The 15299-nt window shown below is 40.7% G+C and carries 10 protein-coding genes, 2 tRNA genes and 1 pseudogene; 5 read left to right on the plus strand and 8 right to left on the minus strand.

Annotated features, from left to right (window positions below; genetic code table 11):
• The first annotated feature begins 97 nt into the window (after window positions 1–97).
• Complete coding sequence (locus tag JMX97_RS03270; protein WP_201555392.1) at window positions 98–403, plus strand: hypothetical protein; 306 nt, start codon at window positions 98–100, stop codon at window positions 401–403.
• A gap of 452 nt (window positions 404–855) precedes the next feature.
• Here JMX97_RS03270 and JMX97_RS13985 read toward each other — a convergent pair.
• Window positions 856–952 (minus strand): annotated as a pseudogene (locus tag JMX97_RS13985) (YkvA family protein); the annotation flags it as partial.
• 638 nt (window positions 953–1590) lie between these two features.
• On the opposite strand from JMX97_RS13985, the gene JMX97_RS03280 reads away from it, so the two are divergent.
• Window positions 1591–2886 carry an LD-carboxypeptidase gene (locus JMX97_RS03280; RefSeq protein ID WP_201555393.1) on the plus strand — a complete coding sequence of 432 codons (1296 nt, stop codon included), beginning with the start codon at window positions 1591–1593 and terminating at the stop codon, window positions 2884–2886.
• A 93-nt stretch (window positions 2887–2979) separates the two neighbouring features.
• Here the strand turns inward: JMX97_RS03280 and JMX97_RS03285 are convergent, their stop codons facing one another.
• Both JMX97_RS03285 and JMX97_RS03290 read right to left on the minus strand, forming a co-directional pair.
• Window positions 2980–4296 (minus strand): DUF3100 domain-containing protein, encoded by a 1317-nt coding sequence (locus JMX97_RS03285; protein ID WP_201555394.1) that lies wholly within the window; start codon window positions 4294–4296, stop codon window positions 2980–2982.
• 52 nt (window positions 4297–4348) lie between these two features.
• Window positions 4349–5509: a M20 aminoacylase family protein gene (locus tag JMX97_RS03290; protein WP_201555395.1), complete on the minus strand. Its 1161-nt coding sequence runs from the start codon at window positions 5507–5509 to the stop codon at window positions 4349–4351.
• Window positions 5510–6290: 781 nt separating this feature from the next.
• Between JMX97_RS03290 and JMX97_RS03295 the strand changes: the two genes are divergently transcribed.
• Complete coding sequence (locus tag JMX97_RS03295; RefSeq protein WP_201555396.1) at window positions 6291–9128, plus strand: LuxR C-terminal-related transcriptional regulator; 2838 nt, start codon at window positions 6291–6293, stop codon at window positions 9126–9128.
• Between the two features lie 54 nt (window positions 9129–9182).
• On the opposite strand, the gene JMX97_RS03300 is transcribed toward JMX97_RS03295, so the two are convergent.
• Complete coding sequence (locus JMX97_RS03300) at window positions 9183–9926, minus strand: SDR family NAD(P)-dependent oxidoreductase (RefSeq protein WP_201555397.1); 744 nt, start codon at window positions 9924–9926, stop codon at window positions 9183–9185.
• A 336-nt stretch (window positions 9927–10262) separates the two neighbouring features.
• Between JMX97_RS03300 and JMX97_RS03305 the strand changes: the two genes are divergently transcribed.
• Window positions 10263–10772 carry a 2,4'-dihydroxyacetophenone dioxygenase family protein gene (locus JMX97_RS03305; RefSeq protein WP_201555398.1) on the plus strand — a complete coding sequence of 170 codons (510 nt, stop codon included), beginning with the start codon at window positions 10263–10265 and terminating at the stop codon, window positions 10770–10772.
• 78 nt (window positions 10773–10850) lie between these two features.
• Window positions 10851–11702 (plus strand): SDR family NAD(P)-dependent oxidoreductase, encoded by an 852-nt coding sequence (locus JMX97_RS03310; protein ID WP_201555399.1) that lies wholly within the window; start codon window positions 10851–10853, stop codon window positions 11700–11702.
• Window positions 11703–12204: 502 nt separating this feature from the next.
• On the opposite strand, the gene JMX97_RS03315 is transcribed toward JMX97_RS03310, so the two are convergent.
• The 4 genes from JMX97_RS03315 to JMX97_RS03325 all read right to left on the minus strand — a co-directional run bounded on the left by JMX97_RS03315 (window position 12205) and on the right by JMX97_RS03325 (window position 14602).
• A tRNA-Leu gene (locus JMX97_RS03315) sits at window positions 12205–12291 on the minus strand.
• Window positions 12292–12417: 126 nt separating this feature from the next.
• Window positions 12418–12491, minus strand: a tRNA-Cys gene (locus tag JMX97_RS03320).
• Window positions 12492–12763: 272 nt separating this feature from the next.
• Window positions 12764–12898: a putative transporter small subunit gene (locus tag JMX97_RS13755; protein WP_227671432.1), complete on the minus strand. Its 135-nt coding sequence runs from the start codon at window positions 12896–12898 to the stop codon at window positions 12764–12766.
• Between the two features lie 48 nt (window positions 12899–12946).
• The gene (locus JMX97_RS03325) at window positions 12947–14602 is read right to left on the minus strand and encodes a sodium:solute symporter family protein (protein WP_201555428.1); all 1656 of its coding nucleotides are present in this window, start codon (window positions 14600–14602) and stop codon (window positions 12947–12949) included.
• Window positions 14603–15299 lie beyond the last annotated feature (697 nt).

Here is a 15299-nt window from a genome sequence, read left to right on the forward strand (position 1 = left end):
GTCGTCAATAATTTTTAGTTTGTGCTACTAATAGCCTATAGTTGGTAACGTAGCATAATATGCCGTCAGTCATTTAGTAAATATATGGTCAGTTAATATGAATTTTTTAAGTTATGTGGTGTTAGGCGGTTTCTCTTATGCGGCGGGTTGGGCGATCCGCACTTATGTATTAAATAAACAGCCTGCGCCAGAGCAGCCATACAATTTAAAGCATCCCGCAATTTTAGGCTATTTGGGCGTGTTCTTTATTATTATGCTCATCGTCTCATGGATGATTGGACGCTATGCGCTCGGTCATATCAGCCTCGATTTGCCATTTATTATTATCAATAGCATCGTGGCTACCTTTGTTTATTCATTTGGTCTTAATCCAGAAAAAAAGAGCTATGATGTGCCTGATTAGAAGCCTCTGGAGTGACGTAGTCACACAGCAAGCTAGAAAATTTTTTGCCAGTTATACGAAACCCTGTATGTATGTGTGTATCTATTTTATTGGTTACTGACTATAGCTGCTAGGGTAAGTAAACCAAGCTAATAACATCAACTGAATAGATTAAGAAGCGGTATTGCAATGCTATGTTAAAAAGCTACATTACAAAGCTACGGCCGATGAGTTAATCATCGGCCGTATTCGTTATTAATATAGCATTGTAACAAGTGGTTTAAAATATTAGTTAAGCGCTTTACGACACATCTTTTCTTAAAATTGTAACCACTTTAATGTCATGACCAAAAATAGTTAGGCTTTTTTCTTTAGTTCATCAGAAGTCTTGGCAGACGATTGGCGCTTTTTCCATGTCTCATATTTTTTTAGGTCTTTTTCGACCATTTTTAAACAGAAAGCAATAATTAAGGCGTCATCAATATAGCCAATCACGGGGATAAAGTCTGGAATGATATCAATAGGATTCAGGATATAGAGTAAACCGACCACCACTGCTGAGATGGTCTTATAAGGCACCTTACGATAATTTCCTTGAGAGTAGTCTTTGACTAGACTCAAAAATAGCACGACATCGGTGGTAAAGCGCTCAAGTTGAGTACTCTCCTTTAGTTTTTCTTTCAGTTTCTCTTCTTCTTCGATGATGTGTTCGAGATCAGCATCTAATAGTTTTTCATTTTTTTTGCCGTTGGCCAGCTCTGCTTTTTCATCCTTATGTGGCATCTTGTTACTGAGGTTACTGTCATTCTGCTTTCTATCGCTCATTCTGATTGTTCCTTTTATTATTAATTAGTACGATTAGTTGGTATTGTTAATTTATTATTCACAATAAAAATAAATACTTATGTTAATTGTGTAAGTTCATACTATAGCAAGCGCAACGGCAAGTACCAAATAGCTTGGTTAGTAATTTGTTGTGCATGGGTAGCGGAAGGTAGCAGCCTTAATTTTCTAGCGTAGCGAAAAAGTAAATAAGGGTAAAGGTTAGGCAACTATGAATGCTATCTAATACGCTACAATACGGTCTTATAAAGCAGACAGCTGTCCAAAATAAAAGCTATCCAAAATAAATTTTAGCTCAAAAGCACTCAAAAATAAAAAGTATCTACAATCAAATTAAGACGAAATTTTAAAGGTAATAGTAAGATATGCGCTCAACCATACCAGCCTTACAGCACTCCTTAAAAGACCAAAAAAATATAGAAAAAGAGGCTCAAACCGCTACTGGGCTCAATCGAAGACAGTTTTTACGCCGAGTAGGGGTGAATGCTGGTGCGGGTCTTCTGGCGGCTCAAAGTATTACTCAGTCGTTAGCCGATACCACTATTGATCAAGATAAAAACACGCAGCTTACCAAAGATGATTGGCCAACGTCATTGGTTACTGACAGTCCATTATCGCAGGAAGGGTCACAGACGTTATCGCCACAAGCAAATTGTATAGTGCCCAGTATTGAGACACGGCTTTTTGCCAGCTCCAACGTGGGTAATAATGATACGCGTAACGAGTTGGCATTAGATCGTATGGCATGTGCAGGCTTCAAGGTAGCCAATCCTACCATCGTTAGTCGGCAATATTTGCGCTTTGCCGGTACAGATTCGCAGCGGGCTAGTGATCTACAGAATATCGCGACGGGTGCTATAGCTGCTCCTAAACTACTGCTTGGCGTGCGTGGTGGTTACGGTGCGGTACGTTTATTGCCTATGGTAGATTGGCCAACACTAGGGCGCATCATGCAAGAGCGCGGTACGATATTGGCTGGCTTTAGCGATGTTACTGCTATCCAGTGTGCGTTACTGGCGCAAGGGGGCATGAGTTCGCTTGCCGCGCCGATGCTCTATAGCGAGTTTGGTAAAACCAAACCGGATCAAGTTAGTTGCCGCCAGTTTGCGGAAGCACTGAGCAATCCTAATTTAACTATTGATGTGCAAAGCGCAGTATTAACCAGTCAGAAGTTACCGACCATTCTTGCGAGTAATGACAGCCAAACACTGACCGGAACGATTTGGGGTGGCAACCTTAGCGTGGTATCAGCGCTGGCGGGCAGTGACTATCTGCCGCGTATTGATGGCGGTATCGTGTTCTTAGAAGATGTTGGCGAGCAGCCTTACCGGATTGAGCGCATGCTGTATGACTTGTATTTAGCTGGCGTGTTCAAGCGTCAACAAGCCATCGTATTTGGTGCGTTATCGGGCGCAGGCGAAGACAGCTATGACGCACGTTATGATGTGTCAGTAGTGATTCGCCAACTGCACAAGCTAACCGGATTGCCTATCTATAATGGTATGAGCTTTGGTCATATCAGTAAAAAACACAGCTTTCCGCTGGGGGCACGTTGTCAGATTAATCCCAATACAGAAGGCAGCTACAAATTGACTTTCGCGGATTATCCCACTATTAAAGCAGATGATATTAATGTTGAAGGGTTGTGGCAAAGGTTGTAGGCAAAGGTAACAAATGAGCCACTCAAAGTAGCTCATTTTCTTAATAAATTTTTATCCTAAATCTGATTCGCTATAGTTTGATATAAAAATCCTTTACAGCATAACTTGTGCAATCATAGCCGACCCTAAAAAAGTACCTGTAAAGGTGAGTATGGCAACCACTGCAATTTTAAAACCAGACTTTTTAAATAAATTTACTTCCATCTGCGAGATTGCAAATCCTGCATAAGCAAGCACAGGGGTAATTAGTTGTAGGACTCCAAGCTTTTCTGTTTCTACTGAGACGTATTCACTCATTGGAAATTGTGGTAAGGATATTAAAATAGCCACGATTGATATCCAAGCAATAGCGGGAACATTAATAGGGATAACTTGTTTTAATAGAATTCCAACGATGCAACAAGCAAATAGAATCAACATAGCAGGTAGAGCAGAAATTGGATTAACACCCTGTCCAACCCAATTACTCAATAGCAGTACGACGCATATAACGGCTAACAGAATAAAAGACTGTTTTACCGATAAGATAGATTGCTCTGGTATGCCGGCGCCAAAATCTGTTTGGGTAACGGTGTTAGTATTTTTGTTCTTTTTGAACTTACTAGTGACTTTGTATAAAAACTCTGTAACTGGAAGAGCAATAAATAAGCTAACGAACAGTCCTGTGGCATAAGTTAACAGATTGGAGGTCGCTGCAAATGCAGTAATAGTCTCCTCTTGAGCAGGCACAGTTTCCGCCAGTGCTGCCGAACAGGCACCCATCATACTACCACTACCGATACCACAAGCCATTGCTAGCGCACGAATATCCATAATATCCATAGAGGCAATAATACCGGCCATTAATGAGAAATAAATTGCTCCGAATAACGTGCCCATTACGTAAACACCCATGACACCCATACCTTCGGCGCTCTGAAGTCCGTATTTGTCCGCGATTAAAGCAATGTTGGGTTCACGAGCGACCGAGTGAGTGGCACCGATAGCTTCTCGTCCCATGCCAAATACTAATACCGCAACGGGTAAGGCAATAAGGGCAGTAGCTACATTACCTAATTCTTGTAAAAGTAACGCAGGACCTGCGGCAATTATTTCTTCAACTTTAGGACCGACACCCACTCCGAATTTAGCAATAAAAGGCATGATACTTAAAAGAACAGCGTAGCTGGCAAATTTTGCTCGATCTTTAGAGATGACCGCTTTCATTGAGGGTATAACGTTGGGGTTTAACAAAATCGCAAAAATGAATGCGTATAGTAAAGGTAGTAATACTAATGTACCGATACCAATAGGAATTTTAATGATGCCTATCCATTCTGCAATTAGTGACACAACAATCACGAGTAAATGTAGCTTCCAATCAAATAAGTGCTTAGTCATCGTACTGGATAGCACACTGGTATTATTCATAACAATTCCTTTTGTATATCGATATTACCGTACACTTTAATCACTTGCTTTACTAACGACTTTTTGGTAACTCAGACTCTATTAAAGAAACCCACACCTTAATACCGGTCTCAATGGCATCATCGTTAAAGTCATAGGACGCGTTATGCAAGGGTTTAGAAGGGGTGTTGCCGTCAACGCCCAACCAAAAATAAGCGCCTTTAACCACTTGACTCATGAATGAAAAGTCCTCAGAAGCCATTGAGGGCTCTACATCAGTCTTTACCTTATCAGCGCCCAGCACTTTGGTAGCAGCTTCTTTAATTTCAAGATAGGCCTGACTGTCATTAGTGGTTACTGGATAGCGTATATGGTAATCCATCTCGCCCGTGACCCCATATAAAGGCGGTAAAGCTGTAACCATTTCTTTGAGCATATCCTGCATGGACTGACGTACGTCCATATCAAAACTACGAACCGTGCCTTTTAGAATCGCATAATCAGGAATGACATTGGTAGTATCGCCGCTATTCATCTGCGTCACGCTAATGACACCTGATTTGAGTGGAGATATTCGGCGAGAGATGATGGACTGAATGTTCGTAATCAATGCCGCTCCTGCTGCAATGGGATCAGCCCCTAAATGTGGCATAGCTGCATGCGTGCCTTTACCCGTTAGAGTAATCTCAAAAGTATCAAAAGACGCCATCATAGGTCCATTGTTGACGGCAATTTCTCCTACAGGTAGTCCTGGCCAATTATGTAGTCCATAAACCGCATCCATAGGAAACTTGTCAAACAAACCATCGTCAATCATTGCCTTCGCACCGCCTAAAACCTCTTCAGCAGGTTGAAATATAAAGTGAATCGTTCCGTCAAAGTTCTTGTGTTGGCTTAGATGTTTTGCTGTACCTAGTAGGACTGAAGTGTGACCATCATGACCACAGGCGTGCATACAGTTTTCGTGGGTGGATTTATAATCAACATCGCTTTGCTCTTTAATTGGTAAAGCATCGATATCAGCTCGTAGTCCAATAGTGGGGCCTGAGCCGTTCTTAAGCGTACCGACAACCCCCGTACCGCCCAGTCCTTGATGCACTTCAATCCCAAAAGATTGTAGTTTGTCGATAATAAACGATGAGGTCTTAAATTCTTTAAAACCCAGCTCGGGCTGGCTGTGAATCTGTTTGCGCCACTGTTTGACTTCATCTAGTAGTACTTCATTAACTAACATTTCTTTTCTCCTTCGAGAGTGTTTAGTGATAAGTAGTGGGTGAAAATGAGGTGTATTATCAGTCCTTTATTACACCACCAGCCAAACCTTTAGTTTATTTATGACGGAATATATGTATGCTTTATAATTTTTCCTAAGACGTTGCTTCAATTCCTCTTATCTATTTCGATTTAGTGAATATGGCAGCGGGTTTCGTGACAAATAGCTGTGGCTTGATGTTGATTCCATTTATAAGTAAACCATTTAAATTCAATGGTCTGTTCATCCTATGTCCGTTTATCTAAAGCATGTCGATAACTCTTTTGACTAAGGGTTATGTTCAGTCTAGCACTGATTGAGACTCAATCAGAGTTATTACTAGAATCACGTTATAACTAACATTGATTCATTCCTGTGGCAAAGTGAGATGGCTATTTTTTTGTTTAAGGCTTAACAAGGAGCGCAGCGTTACGATTGTGGCATGACAGGTCTTATCAAGTATTGGCTTAGCGAATAGGGGTTCGTAGCTTTTCGATAGGGCAGGGTTATCAGACAGTTGCGGGTGTAGCGCAGCACACCTTCACATTTTTGAGCGGTGTTAGGAATACTTTGATTGGGTATTAGGATTAGCTGACGCTTGAGCATCCGCTTGAAATTCTGACGTTTCCTTACCTGCGTGCAGAGCATATAAACAGTCAGCACACTTCCGTTAAGGTACTCTTTAGTTTTGCATTCTATAGCGGTTTGGCACTATCATCTACTCTAGCAATCAATTTTTTAGAATGAGGCAAGGATGCTGATTTTGAAGACAAAGATCAATCGACCACAGTTACAGCAGGTTAGGTTGCTACAGCGGCCTAGATTGTTGAAACAGTTGCTTGATGACACCAGTCGGTTAGTTTTGATACAAGCGGCAGCAGGGTATGGAAAAACGACTGTGATGGTCCAACTGAGCGAGCAGCTAGCAGAGAATAACATCGCTGTTGGATGGCTGACCTTAGATGACGACGACAACGATCCTATACGCTTATATCAGTACTTATGGTCAGTATTGACACAGCTCCCTGATTCGCAGTCGTTAACGGAAGATAGGGTGACGAAAAATCATATTCATCATCTGCTTTCTCAACTCGATACCCCATCCAAATACACGTTGTTTATTGATGAGCTAGAGGTATTAACCAATCCTGCCAGTCTAAATTTAATATGGTGGCTCTACCTTTTTTTGCCTGCTAACCACCATCTAGTACTTGCTTCACGTACATACCCAGACTGGTCACTCGCGAAGGACGAGCTACAAGGACTGGTACGGACTGTTAGAGCAAATGAGTTGAGGTTATCATCACCTGATACCGACGCATTACAACAATATTTGCAAAATAACTTTATCCAAAACACCAGTCTTACTCCTTATATGGCGGCTAATCAAATATTATTAGAGCGCTCTGCAACTACTGAAAGCAAATCGACTTTGATTGATGACAAGCTAGTCTCCATGCTCATAGAAAAGACCGAGGGCTGGTTAACGGGTATACAACTGATTACTCTGTATTGTAAAAATGAGACAGACCTATATCAACTCGTTCACCAAGTAAGTGGAGCGCAGCGCCAAATAGCTGATTTTTTAGCTGAGCAAGTGTTCCTACAGTGTGATGACTATATTCAAAATTTCTTATTAAACATTAGTGTGTTGAGAAAAATAAACGCTAGTTTATGTCAGGCTCTAACAGGAGTAACTGATGCACAGCTCTTACTAAAAAATCTTAGTCAACAAGGGCTGTTTATTCAAGCTATAGATGATCAATATCAATGGTTTCGTATACATCAGTTGATGAGACAGTTTTTACAGACGAGATTGCAAAATCAAGATGAAAAAAGGTATTGGGCAGCACAGACTGAGGCAGCTGAATGGTACCAAGAACACGATATGTTTCTAGAAGCTATTTATCATGCACAAGTAATCGGTGACAAAGACTTGGTCTTATCAACTTTAACAGTAGTTAGTCATGACTTAATACTTGAAGGGCGTCTCTACAGTTTATTGGAGCTAACCGACTCCTTATCTGATAAACAACTATACCAACACCCAGCCTTATTATACGACTTGATTTGGGGTTTAATTCTTTCTCGCCAGCATCGCAAGGCTGCGCATTACATACAAGTGCTGGAGCAAGAGAAGCTGTATCTGTTACATAAGGATAAGCAGATATCTATTAGCCACCAAGACAAACAATTAGGATTATCAGCAATGACCGCGTTTATTGCTGATGATTTACCTAGGTCGTATCAACTGGCGCAAACGGGTCTTCAACAACTGAGTTCAGACGCCTATTTTTTTAGAGCACCACTCTTAGCCATATGTGCTTTATATCAACTTTGTCGAGGGAATATAGAAGATGCCCGTTCATTCATCTTGCAGTCTAGAGCACTTTATATTAAGGATGATAACCCTTACGGTCTAACGTATATAGATAGTATTGATGCTACATGCGATAGATTATTAGGGGATATACCAGCAGCTACCAAAAAATTTCAGCGCATTGGTATCAGTCCGGAATATGCTCAGCTAGGCACTAACGATAGCAATCGCAATATGATGCTTAGTGTTGCAAGTAGTATGAAGGCAGATTTTTATTATGAACTCAATCGTATTGAAGAGGCTAAACAAGCCTTGATGGATTTTGACCAGGGTGAAAATATGGTCATTGCCGATATGATTATTGTAGGATTTTTGACAGAGCTAAGGCTAGGGGGTTTAACAAAGGAAAATGATCGCTATCAACATATATCAAAGGCCAATAGCAAAGCGGATGAATGGTCGCTTACTCGGCTACCTAAAGATATACAACGGTGGTTAAAGGAGCAAGAGTTAAAGCGTTCGATGCCACTAGCTGGTACTGTTAAACACGACAAGGAAAGTAGTAGGCCATTTTATAAACTAAAAATAGATATTGAGCAGCCCGAATTTTTGACATTGGCTGAATTATTGACTGGATTAGATTTATTGCCGTATCGTACTGCTATTTTTTTAGGTAGTAGCCAGCAGATAGATGAGGTAATAGTAGGTTTGAATCGACTTTTAAAGTCTGAGTTACCATTTGTATTACGTAACGCTCGTATCAGGTTATTGCTCGCGATGGCATATCATGTTCTAGGTCAGTACCTTCTTTCTTATGCTGCACTAATAGAGGCTCTTGAAAAGTTTCGCTCAACGCAATCACATCGTATTATTCTTGACGAACATCCTTTGCTTTTTATGCTGTTGCAAGAGCTTCACGACTATCAAGGGAATGAGATGATAGTATCGTCTGATATACGTAGCTATATAGGAACACTATTAACAATTAGCGGCTATAACAATGAGGTAGGTAGTTTAGCTTCTAAAGATCAACAAAATGATATAGCGCTATTAACTGGTGATAATGATAATAAGCAAGATAACAAACTTGTTTTGTCGGAACGAGAGATTGAAATCTTATTACTGGTTGAACAAGGGTTAAGTGATAGTCAGATAGCTGATAGGGTGTTTTTATCTATTCATACCGTAAAATGGCACTTGCGTAATATATATCATAAGCTGCAAGTACGCTCCCGAACACAAGCAGTTGCGGAAGCGCGCCAGCAGCATATTCTAGAATAGGCCAAGAACTATTATGCTGGAGCCTATTTAGTGTCTGCCATGTTTTTCTGCGTGTTAGCTAACAGAGTAGCCGCCATCAACGTTTACTATCGTGCCTGTGATCCAGCTCGCCGCATCAGATGCCAAGAACAAAACCACATTAGCTACTTCTTCTGGATTACCAAACCTTGCTAATGGGGTTCGTGCCAAAATTCCATCAGTGAAACCTTCTAGTACCTTTAGCTGTTGAATCATAGGCGTGTCAATCCAGCCAGGAGCAACAGCATTGACACGAACTTTATCTTTAGCAAGATAGATAGCATGAGATTTAGTCAGCTGATCAATCGCACCCTTGGACGATGCATAAGCAGGGGTAAGTTGTGAGCCAAAGATAGCATACATTGAAGAGACATTAATAATAGAGCCGCTATCTGATTTTGCCAATAGTGGAGCCGCACATTCACTGATATGAAACACTGCGGTTAGATTGATATCGATAACCTTTTTAAAAGTGGGTAACTCATGTTCTGTCATGGTCCCGATGCCTGCACCATTGAAAAGCACATCAAGTTTATCCAGACTGGTAAAAAACTCTTTTACTTTGTCTTCATCAGTAACATCCAATTCTAAAAGCTCAATATCCAAATGCTCTGGATACTCTGCCTCTTCACTATTTAGGCCTAATGCCCATACTTTAGCGCCCTTTTCTGCAAAGGCAGTAGCGACAGCTTGTCCAATTCCTGATGTTGCTCCAGTGACCACGGCAACTTTGTTAGCAAATAAATCCTTCGAAAATGTATTTGATGCTTGCGTATCCATACGATAAATTCCTTTTATTAAAAATATCTAGTTAAAGCAACAGATTGGATCTGTTGGTGCATAGTCTTGATTCTATTCTAACAACCATCACACCATTCAAAATTAGCATAAATTTTTACTGTAAAAGACTGGTTTGTTTCAGTATTAGTCTGGCAAAAACCATTCTTTTGAGTGGTTGGCAAGGTGTTTAAGATAGATATACTAATAAAGTATCAGCAAGTAGGCTCAAAACTAATAGCAATCTAACTGTATGTTTAGGCTGTACTTGTTCATGACTAGCCAGCGTTTGAAGGATATCGACGCTGGCTTTAAACCCTCAGCAAAAGGAATTGTATTATGTTTATTGGCGACCATCAAGACTATCTATTGACAGTCAATATGAAGAAAGAAGGCGAGATCAAAAACGCCTTACCAGGTGTTCACATTACTCCCTTCCATCTAAATTCTGAAACTGGTGTATGGGTAATCTATGCCCGTTTCGAGCCTAATACGCAATTACCTGAGCATCTCCATACCGGAGTAGTGCATTTTTATACGACAGCGGGATCTTGGATGTACTTAGAGTATCCTGATGATGTACAAACAGCAGGTAGTTATTTGTTTGAACCAGCTGGCTCTACACATACGCTTAGAAGCGATGAGGGTGCAGAAGGTTTTATTATCGTTGAAGGTGCTAATATAAATTTCAATGAAGATGGCTCACTCATGTTCGTTATGGACGCAGGTTGGATTGAACAGACGCTGCATGCCGTCGCTAAAGAAACGGGGCAAAAAATGCCACGTTACATAAAGCCAAATGCTAATAACGATTTCAGCGATAAAGCCACAAACAATCCTAAAGTTTAATAATTGCTCTTTTGGTTATAGATGAGACAGACAAGCTTGTCTCATCTAGCCTATCAGCTTTAACAAGGAAGGTTGACTATGATTTTTAAAAAAACCAAAAAGCAGGTCAGATGGATTATTGGTGGCAGTAGCGGTATTGGCTATGAGCTAGCAAAGCGTTACTTACAAGCAGGTGATAGAGTCTGTATCTTCGCCCATGATCAAGTTGAGGATGCTGTCAGCACTCTTACTGAATATGCCGCAAAGTCAAAAAAAGGGACTGAGTACATAAAGGGTTATCAAGTTGATGTACTAGACACCGAACAATTAGAAGAAGTATTCAGAGCAGCTGAACAGGCTTTAAGTTTACCTGCAACCGTTATTAACAGTGCCGGTATTGCTATTGCAAAATCTTTTGAAGATATGAGTGAGTCAGAATTTAAACGTCAGATAGATGTCAATTTGGTAGGCAGCCGTAATGTGGCTTATACGGCTCTTCCTTATTTAAAAGAAGCTAGAAATGAGAACAAGCAGCCGCCAAAGCTAGTCTTGATGTCATCGATGGCAGGATTGATACCTTGTTATGGTTACGCAGGCTACTGTGCCTCAAAATACGGTGTTATAGGTCTGGCGGATGTATTAAGAATGGAGCTCAGTAAGCAAGAAGGCATTGATGTAGCCGTGATTTGTCCGCCTGAGGTAGAAACGCCTTTAGTATTTGAAGAGAGAAGGGTAGGATCACCAATCACTAAGCAGCTCAAGCAAATTGGTGGCAGTCTATCTGTTGAGGTAGCAGTCGATGAAATACTAGCAGGTATTCGAGGGAATGAGTTTTTCATCATACCGGGTAAGCAAGCTCGTAAGCTATACCATTTGTCTCGATTGATGCCAATGATTGTCAGAAAACAAGTTGATAAGAAATTAGCACAGATTATAAGTAAATCTGCTTAAATTAATATTCTTAATAAAATATAGACTTCGTTCATTGCTCTTATTTGTTAAGTATCTCCAGTACCGTATCCTCTCCCAGCTGGGCGATCAAATTTTCTAGCTGGGCAGTAGGATCAGCTTGCGTTTGCGCGTCCGCTCTAAATTCTATAGTTTCTTTACCTCTTCTTAAAGAATCTAAGTAGTTTGCCCACTTTTACATCGTCTTTGCACGATCATAAATATACTCAAATCGCCCGTAAGCCTCTCCGTTAGAATCTTTAGTAGTATGACCTAAAGCCATCTCTACAAGCACTAGAGAGTATTCTAGATGCTCTTGTAGGACAGTCTTCGCAGTCGCTCTAAAGCCATGTGCACAGTGTATGTTTCGATATCCTAAATCTTTTAAACGATTATTAGCGGTAGCGTCTGAAATGATGTGATGTTTTTTTAACCCATCACAAAACGCACGCAAAAAAATACCGCTAACTATAACTAGTCAACGGTATTTTCTGTACTGCTATAATGGTACCCGGAGCCGGACTTGAACCGGCACGCTATTGCTAGCGAGGGATTTTAAATCCCTTGTGTCTACCAATTTCACCACCCGGGCAAAACTTGTATTATCTGTAAAGTAAAACGCTATTTATTAAGCTTTTTACTTGTTAGATAGTGGTCGCTATTATAAGCAATTATGCTGATAATGCAAGCCAAAATTAACTTTACGTTAATAAAAAATTGGAGGCTGGGGTCGGAATCGAACCGGCGTTAACGGAGTTGCAGTCCGCTGCATGACCACTCTGCCACCCAGCCAATCAAGGTGGCCTATATTAGCAAAACTGTCTTAAATTACAAGTCATTTTTTCGTCAAAGCCACTTTAAAGTCACTTTATTCGATATTGTCATCGAATTTATACTTTTATTAATACTTAATTAGCTTAATATTCACTATTTTACTAATTCACTGGGTCTATATGTTAGCAACATACTAGATATCTTACGGTAGTGATACTAATTAAAAAATCACCACCAAGCCTTTGCTTAGTGATGATCATTAACAGATAAATTTCGAAAGAATTAAAACGCTAAACGATATCTTCATTATTACGCTGAGCTTTTTTAATATCGCGATAGGTCGCAGTGCAAATTAGTATCAACACGCCAAGCGTAATCGCTGGCCATACTAAAATATAAAACCCGTAGAAAAAAACATTATCCATATAAGCTCCTTATAGTCGTTATTCATTAGTTAACCGTTATCAGCATTCTTAAGCGTCTGGTGCCGGTTGCGTGTCAACTTTAGACTTTTTATCGTAACTACCAACGCGCTGTGCGATTAAGTCAAAGTCAAAGCGCTCATTACCCATCAGGCTGACAATCACACAAACGATGGTACTGACACCATAAGCTGTTAGCGAGGCGACCAGCACCATATATTGACGTAAGAACCCAGTAGCGAATATCAGCATGAACAGCAGCGCAATGGCAGCCGCTAACAGTCCCATTTTGCGACCTAAGAAGCCAAAGACCATAAGTCCTATGACGACTGCGCCGCCAGCACTGGCCATAATTTCAAAGAATAGCGCCGTTATACCGACGATTGGAATCAACTCAAAGCGGGCGATACAAAAGAATAATAGCCCCACGATAACTGCGGCGGTAAAGGCAGTATTGGTCACCCGATTCCAGTACACACTGGCAATAACCGGAAAGACGATAGACCCCCATAATGCACCAACAAACACTAGCATTACTAGAATATCAAGCTTAAAGCTGGCAAAAACAAGACCGGCGGCAGTAGCGACAATCATAGTGCCACGACCGACTAGCATCATAGTTTTTGGCTTTACGTTGCCTTTTTTGGCAATATTCTTGCCGTAGACATCGGCCATCATAATGGTTGAAAGCGCCGACAAATCTGAGTCAGCGGTTGACGATAGCGAGCCGATAACCAAAATAAAGAATAGGGCGATAAATACGGGATGTAGATACGTACTAACCATCTGTGGAATCAGGTTATTCATGTTGCCATCAAGTGGCTCAACACCAATCGTTAATGCCATGAGACCTATCATACCCAGACCGATAACAATACCAGCATAGCCGACAGTGGCGGTAATAAAGGTAGCTTTGATTTTAGTTTTATCAATCGCAAATAAGCGCTGGGTAATGGTCTGATTACCAATAGCATAAGCCAAAACGGCAACAAAAAACGGTGCGCCTTGCTGGAAGAAGGCTTCAGATGAGAAGAAATTTTGTTGCTCAAAAGTTAGGTTTGATAGTCCGCTAACCATAACCGAAGGGCCACCCATAGAGAAGAGCACTGCTGGAATAATAACGATACCAATCGCCATCAAAGCGACCAATTGAGCAAAATCGGTAAACACCGAGGCGCGAAAGCCGGAGGTCAAGGTATAGCTAAGCACCCCGACACCTGCGATAATCACACCCGTCTGGAACGATAGCGGTGAAAGTACCGATACCAGTGCACCAGCAGCCGTAAAGTTGACCATCAAGCTAATTAAGCTGCCCATAATATTAGATATGGCTAAAATTAATTGGCTTGATGAGCCATGGCGGGCGTGAATCAGCTCGCCTAGAGTATGTCCATTGGGTGCCAGTTCACGAAAGCGCATACCAAATGGATAGATGAATAAAATCATCAACGCGCCCCAAAAGCCATAATGTATCGGCCCTGAAACCCCATATTTATAGCCGGAAGTAGCGGCCGCATAAAACGATGCCGCCCAAATCCATGTTGCGGTCATACTCGCCGCACCCATACCGAAACCGACACCGTGACCTGCAACCATAAAACCACTGGTTGATTCTTTGTCTTTTTTAATCAATAAAGACAGCAGGTAGGTACCGCCATAAAACGCAACCAATAATAAAATAATGGTGAACGCCGAAAATTGAAACAATGACTCAGTTTTCAAATTCATACCTCGCAATTGTTATAGATAAATAAAAGTTTTTTATTAAAATAAAATAAAAAAATTAGGAATACGTTACAGACCACGAACCTACTTCACCAAGCCACGATAAAAATCGTAGTCACAGATAAAGGTTAAAGGTGCGTGTTATGCCCAGCTTCAATTGTCACTGTTCATATGTCATTGACCGTATAATGGTAGTGACAAATAATAGGGGCAACTATCAATACCAGCGCCTTATCATGGAATCACCATGACGCCTAAAAGCGTTGTACACAGTAGTAGCGGCTACTAATAAATGCTCAAACAACAAGCATTTATAGCATAAGTACGGATAAGCACTCGGTCGATAACCTGTGCTAAATTTAGACAGCCTATATCAGCTGTAATAAGCATCGTGATGAGTAATGTCTTTTACCCATCCGTTGTATGTGATACGTAAAAATTAATGGTTATCACATTAATTAAAAGTAGCTTAATTAAAATTAGTGCCTCATCTATGAGTACACTTCACTTATTTTTTGATAAATAAAACTACAAATATGTTAAGTATATGTAACATTTATCAGCTACAAGGGTAACCTATTACGGGTGGAATCTCAAACTTACTCTTTATATGGTAATCTATAACGTAGTTCTAACAGACAATAAAAAACCTCAAGGCAGATTTTGCGCTTGAGGTTTT

The sequence above is a fragment of the Psychrobacter sp. 72-O-c genome, assembly GCF_904846605.1.
Taxonomy (GTDB): Bacteria; Pseudomonadota; Gammaproteobacteria; order Pseudomonadales; family Moraxellaceae; genus Psychrobacter.

What these genes read in the sequence shown, in the direction of transcription:
- JMX97_RS03270 (WP_201555392.1), top strand. Translation starts at nt 98, where the DNA reads ATGAATTTTTTAAGTTATGTGGTGTTAGGCGGTTTCTCTTATGCGGCG.
- JMX97_RS13755 (WP_227671432.1), bottom strand. Translation starts at nt 12,898, where the DNA reads ATGGATAATGTTTTTTTCTACGGGTTTTATATTTTAGTATGGCCAGCG.
- JMX97_RS03310 (WP_201555399.1), top strand. Translation starts at nt 10,851, where the DNA reads ATGATTTTTAAAAAAACCAAAAAGCAGGTCAGATGGATTATTGGTGGC.
- JMX97_RS03290 (WP_201555395.1), bottom strand. Translation starts at nt 5,509, where the DNA reads ATGTTAGTTAATGAAGTACTACTAGATGAAGTCAAACAGTGGCGCAAA.
- JMX97_RS03300 (WP_201555397.1), bottom strand. Translation starts at nt 9,926, where the DNA reads ATGGATACGCAAGCATCAAATACATTTTCGAAGGATTTATTTGCTAAC.
- JMX97_RS03305 (WP_201555398.1), top strand. Translation starts at nt 10,263, where the DNA reads ATGTTTATTGGCGACCATCAAGACTATCTATTGACAGTCAATATGAAG.
- JMX97_RS03280 (WP_201555393.1), top strand. Translation starts at nt 1,591, where the DNA reads ATGCGCTCAACCATACCAGCCTTACAGCACTCCTTAAAAGACCAAAAA.
- JMX97_RS03285 (WP_201555394.1), bottom strand. Translation starts at nt 4,296, where the DNA reads ATGAATAATACCAGTGTGCTATCCAGTACGATGACTAAGCACTTATTT.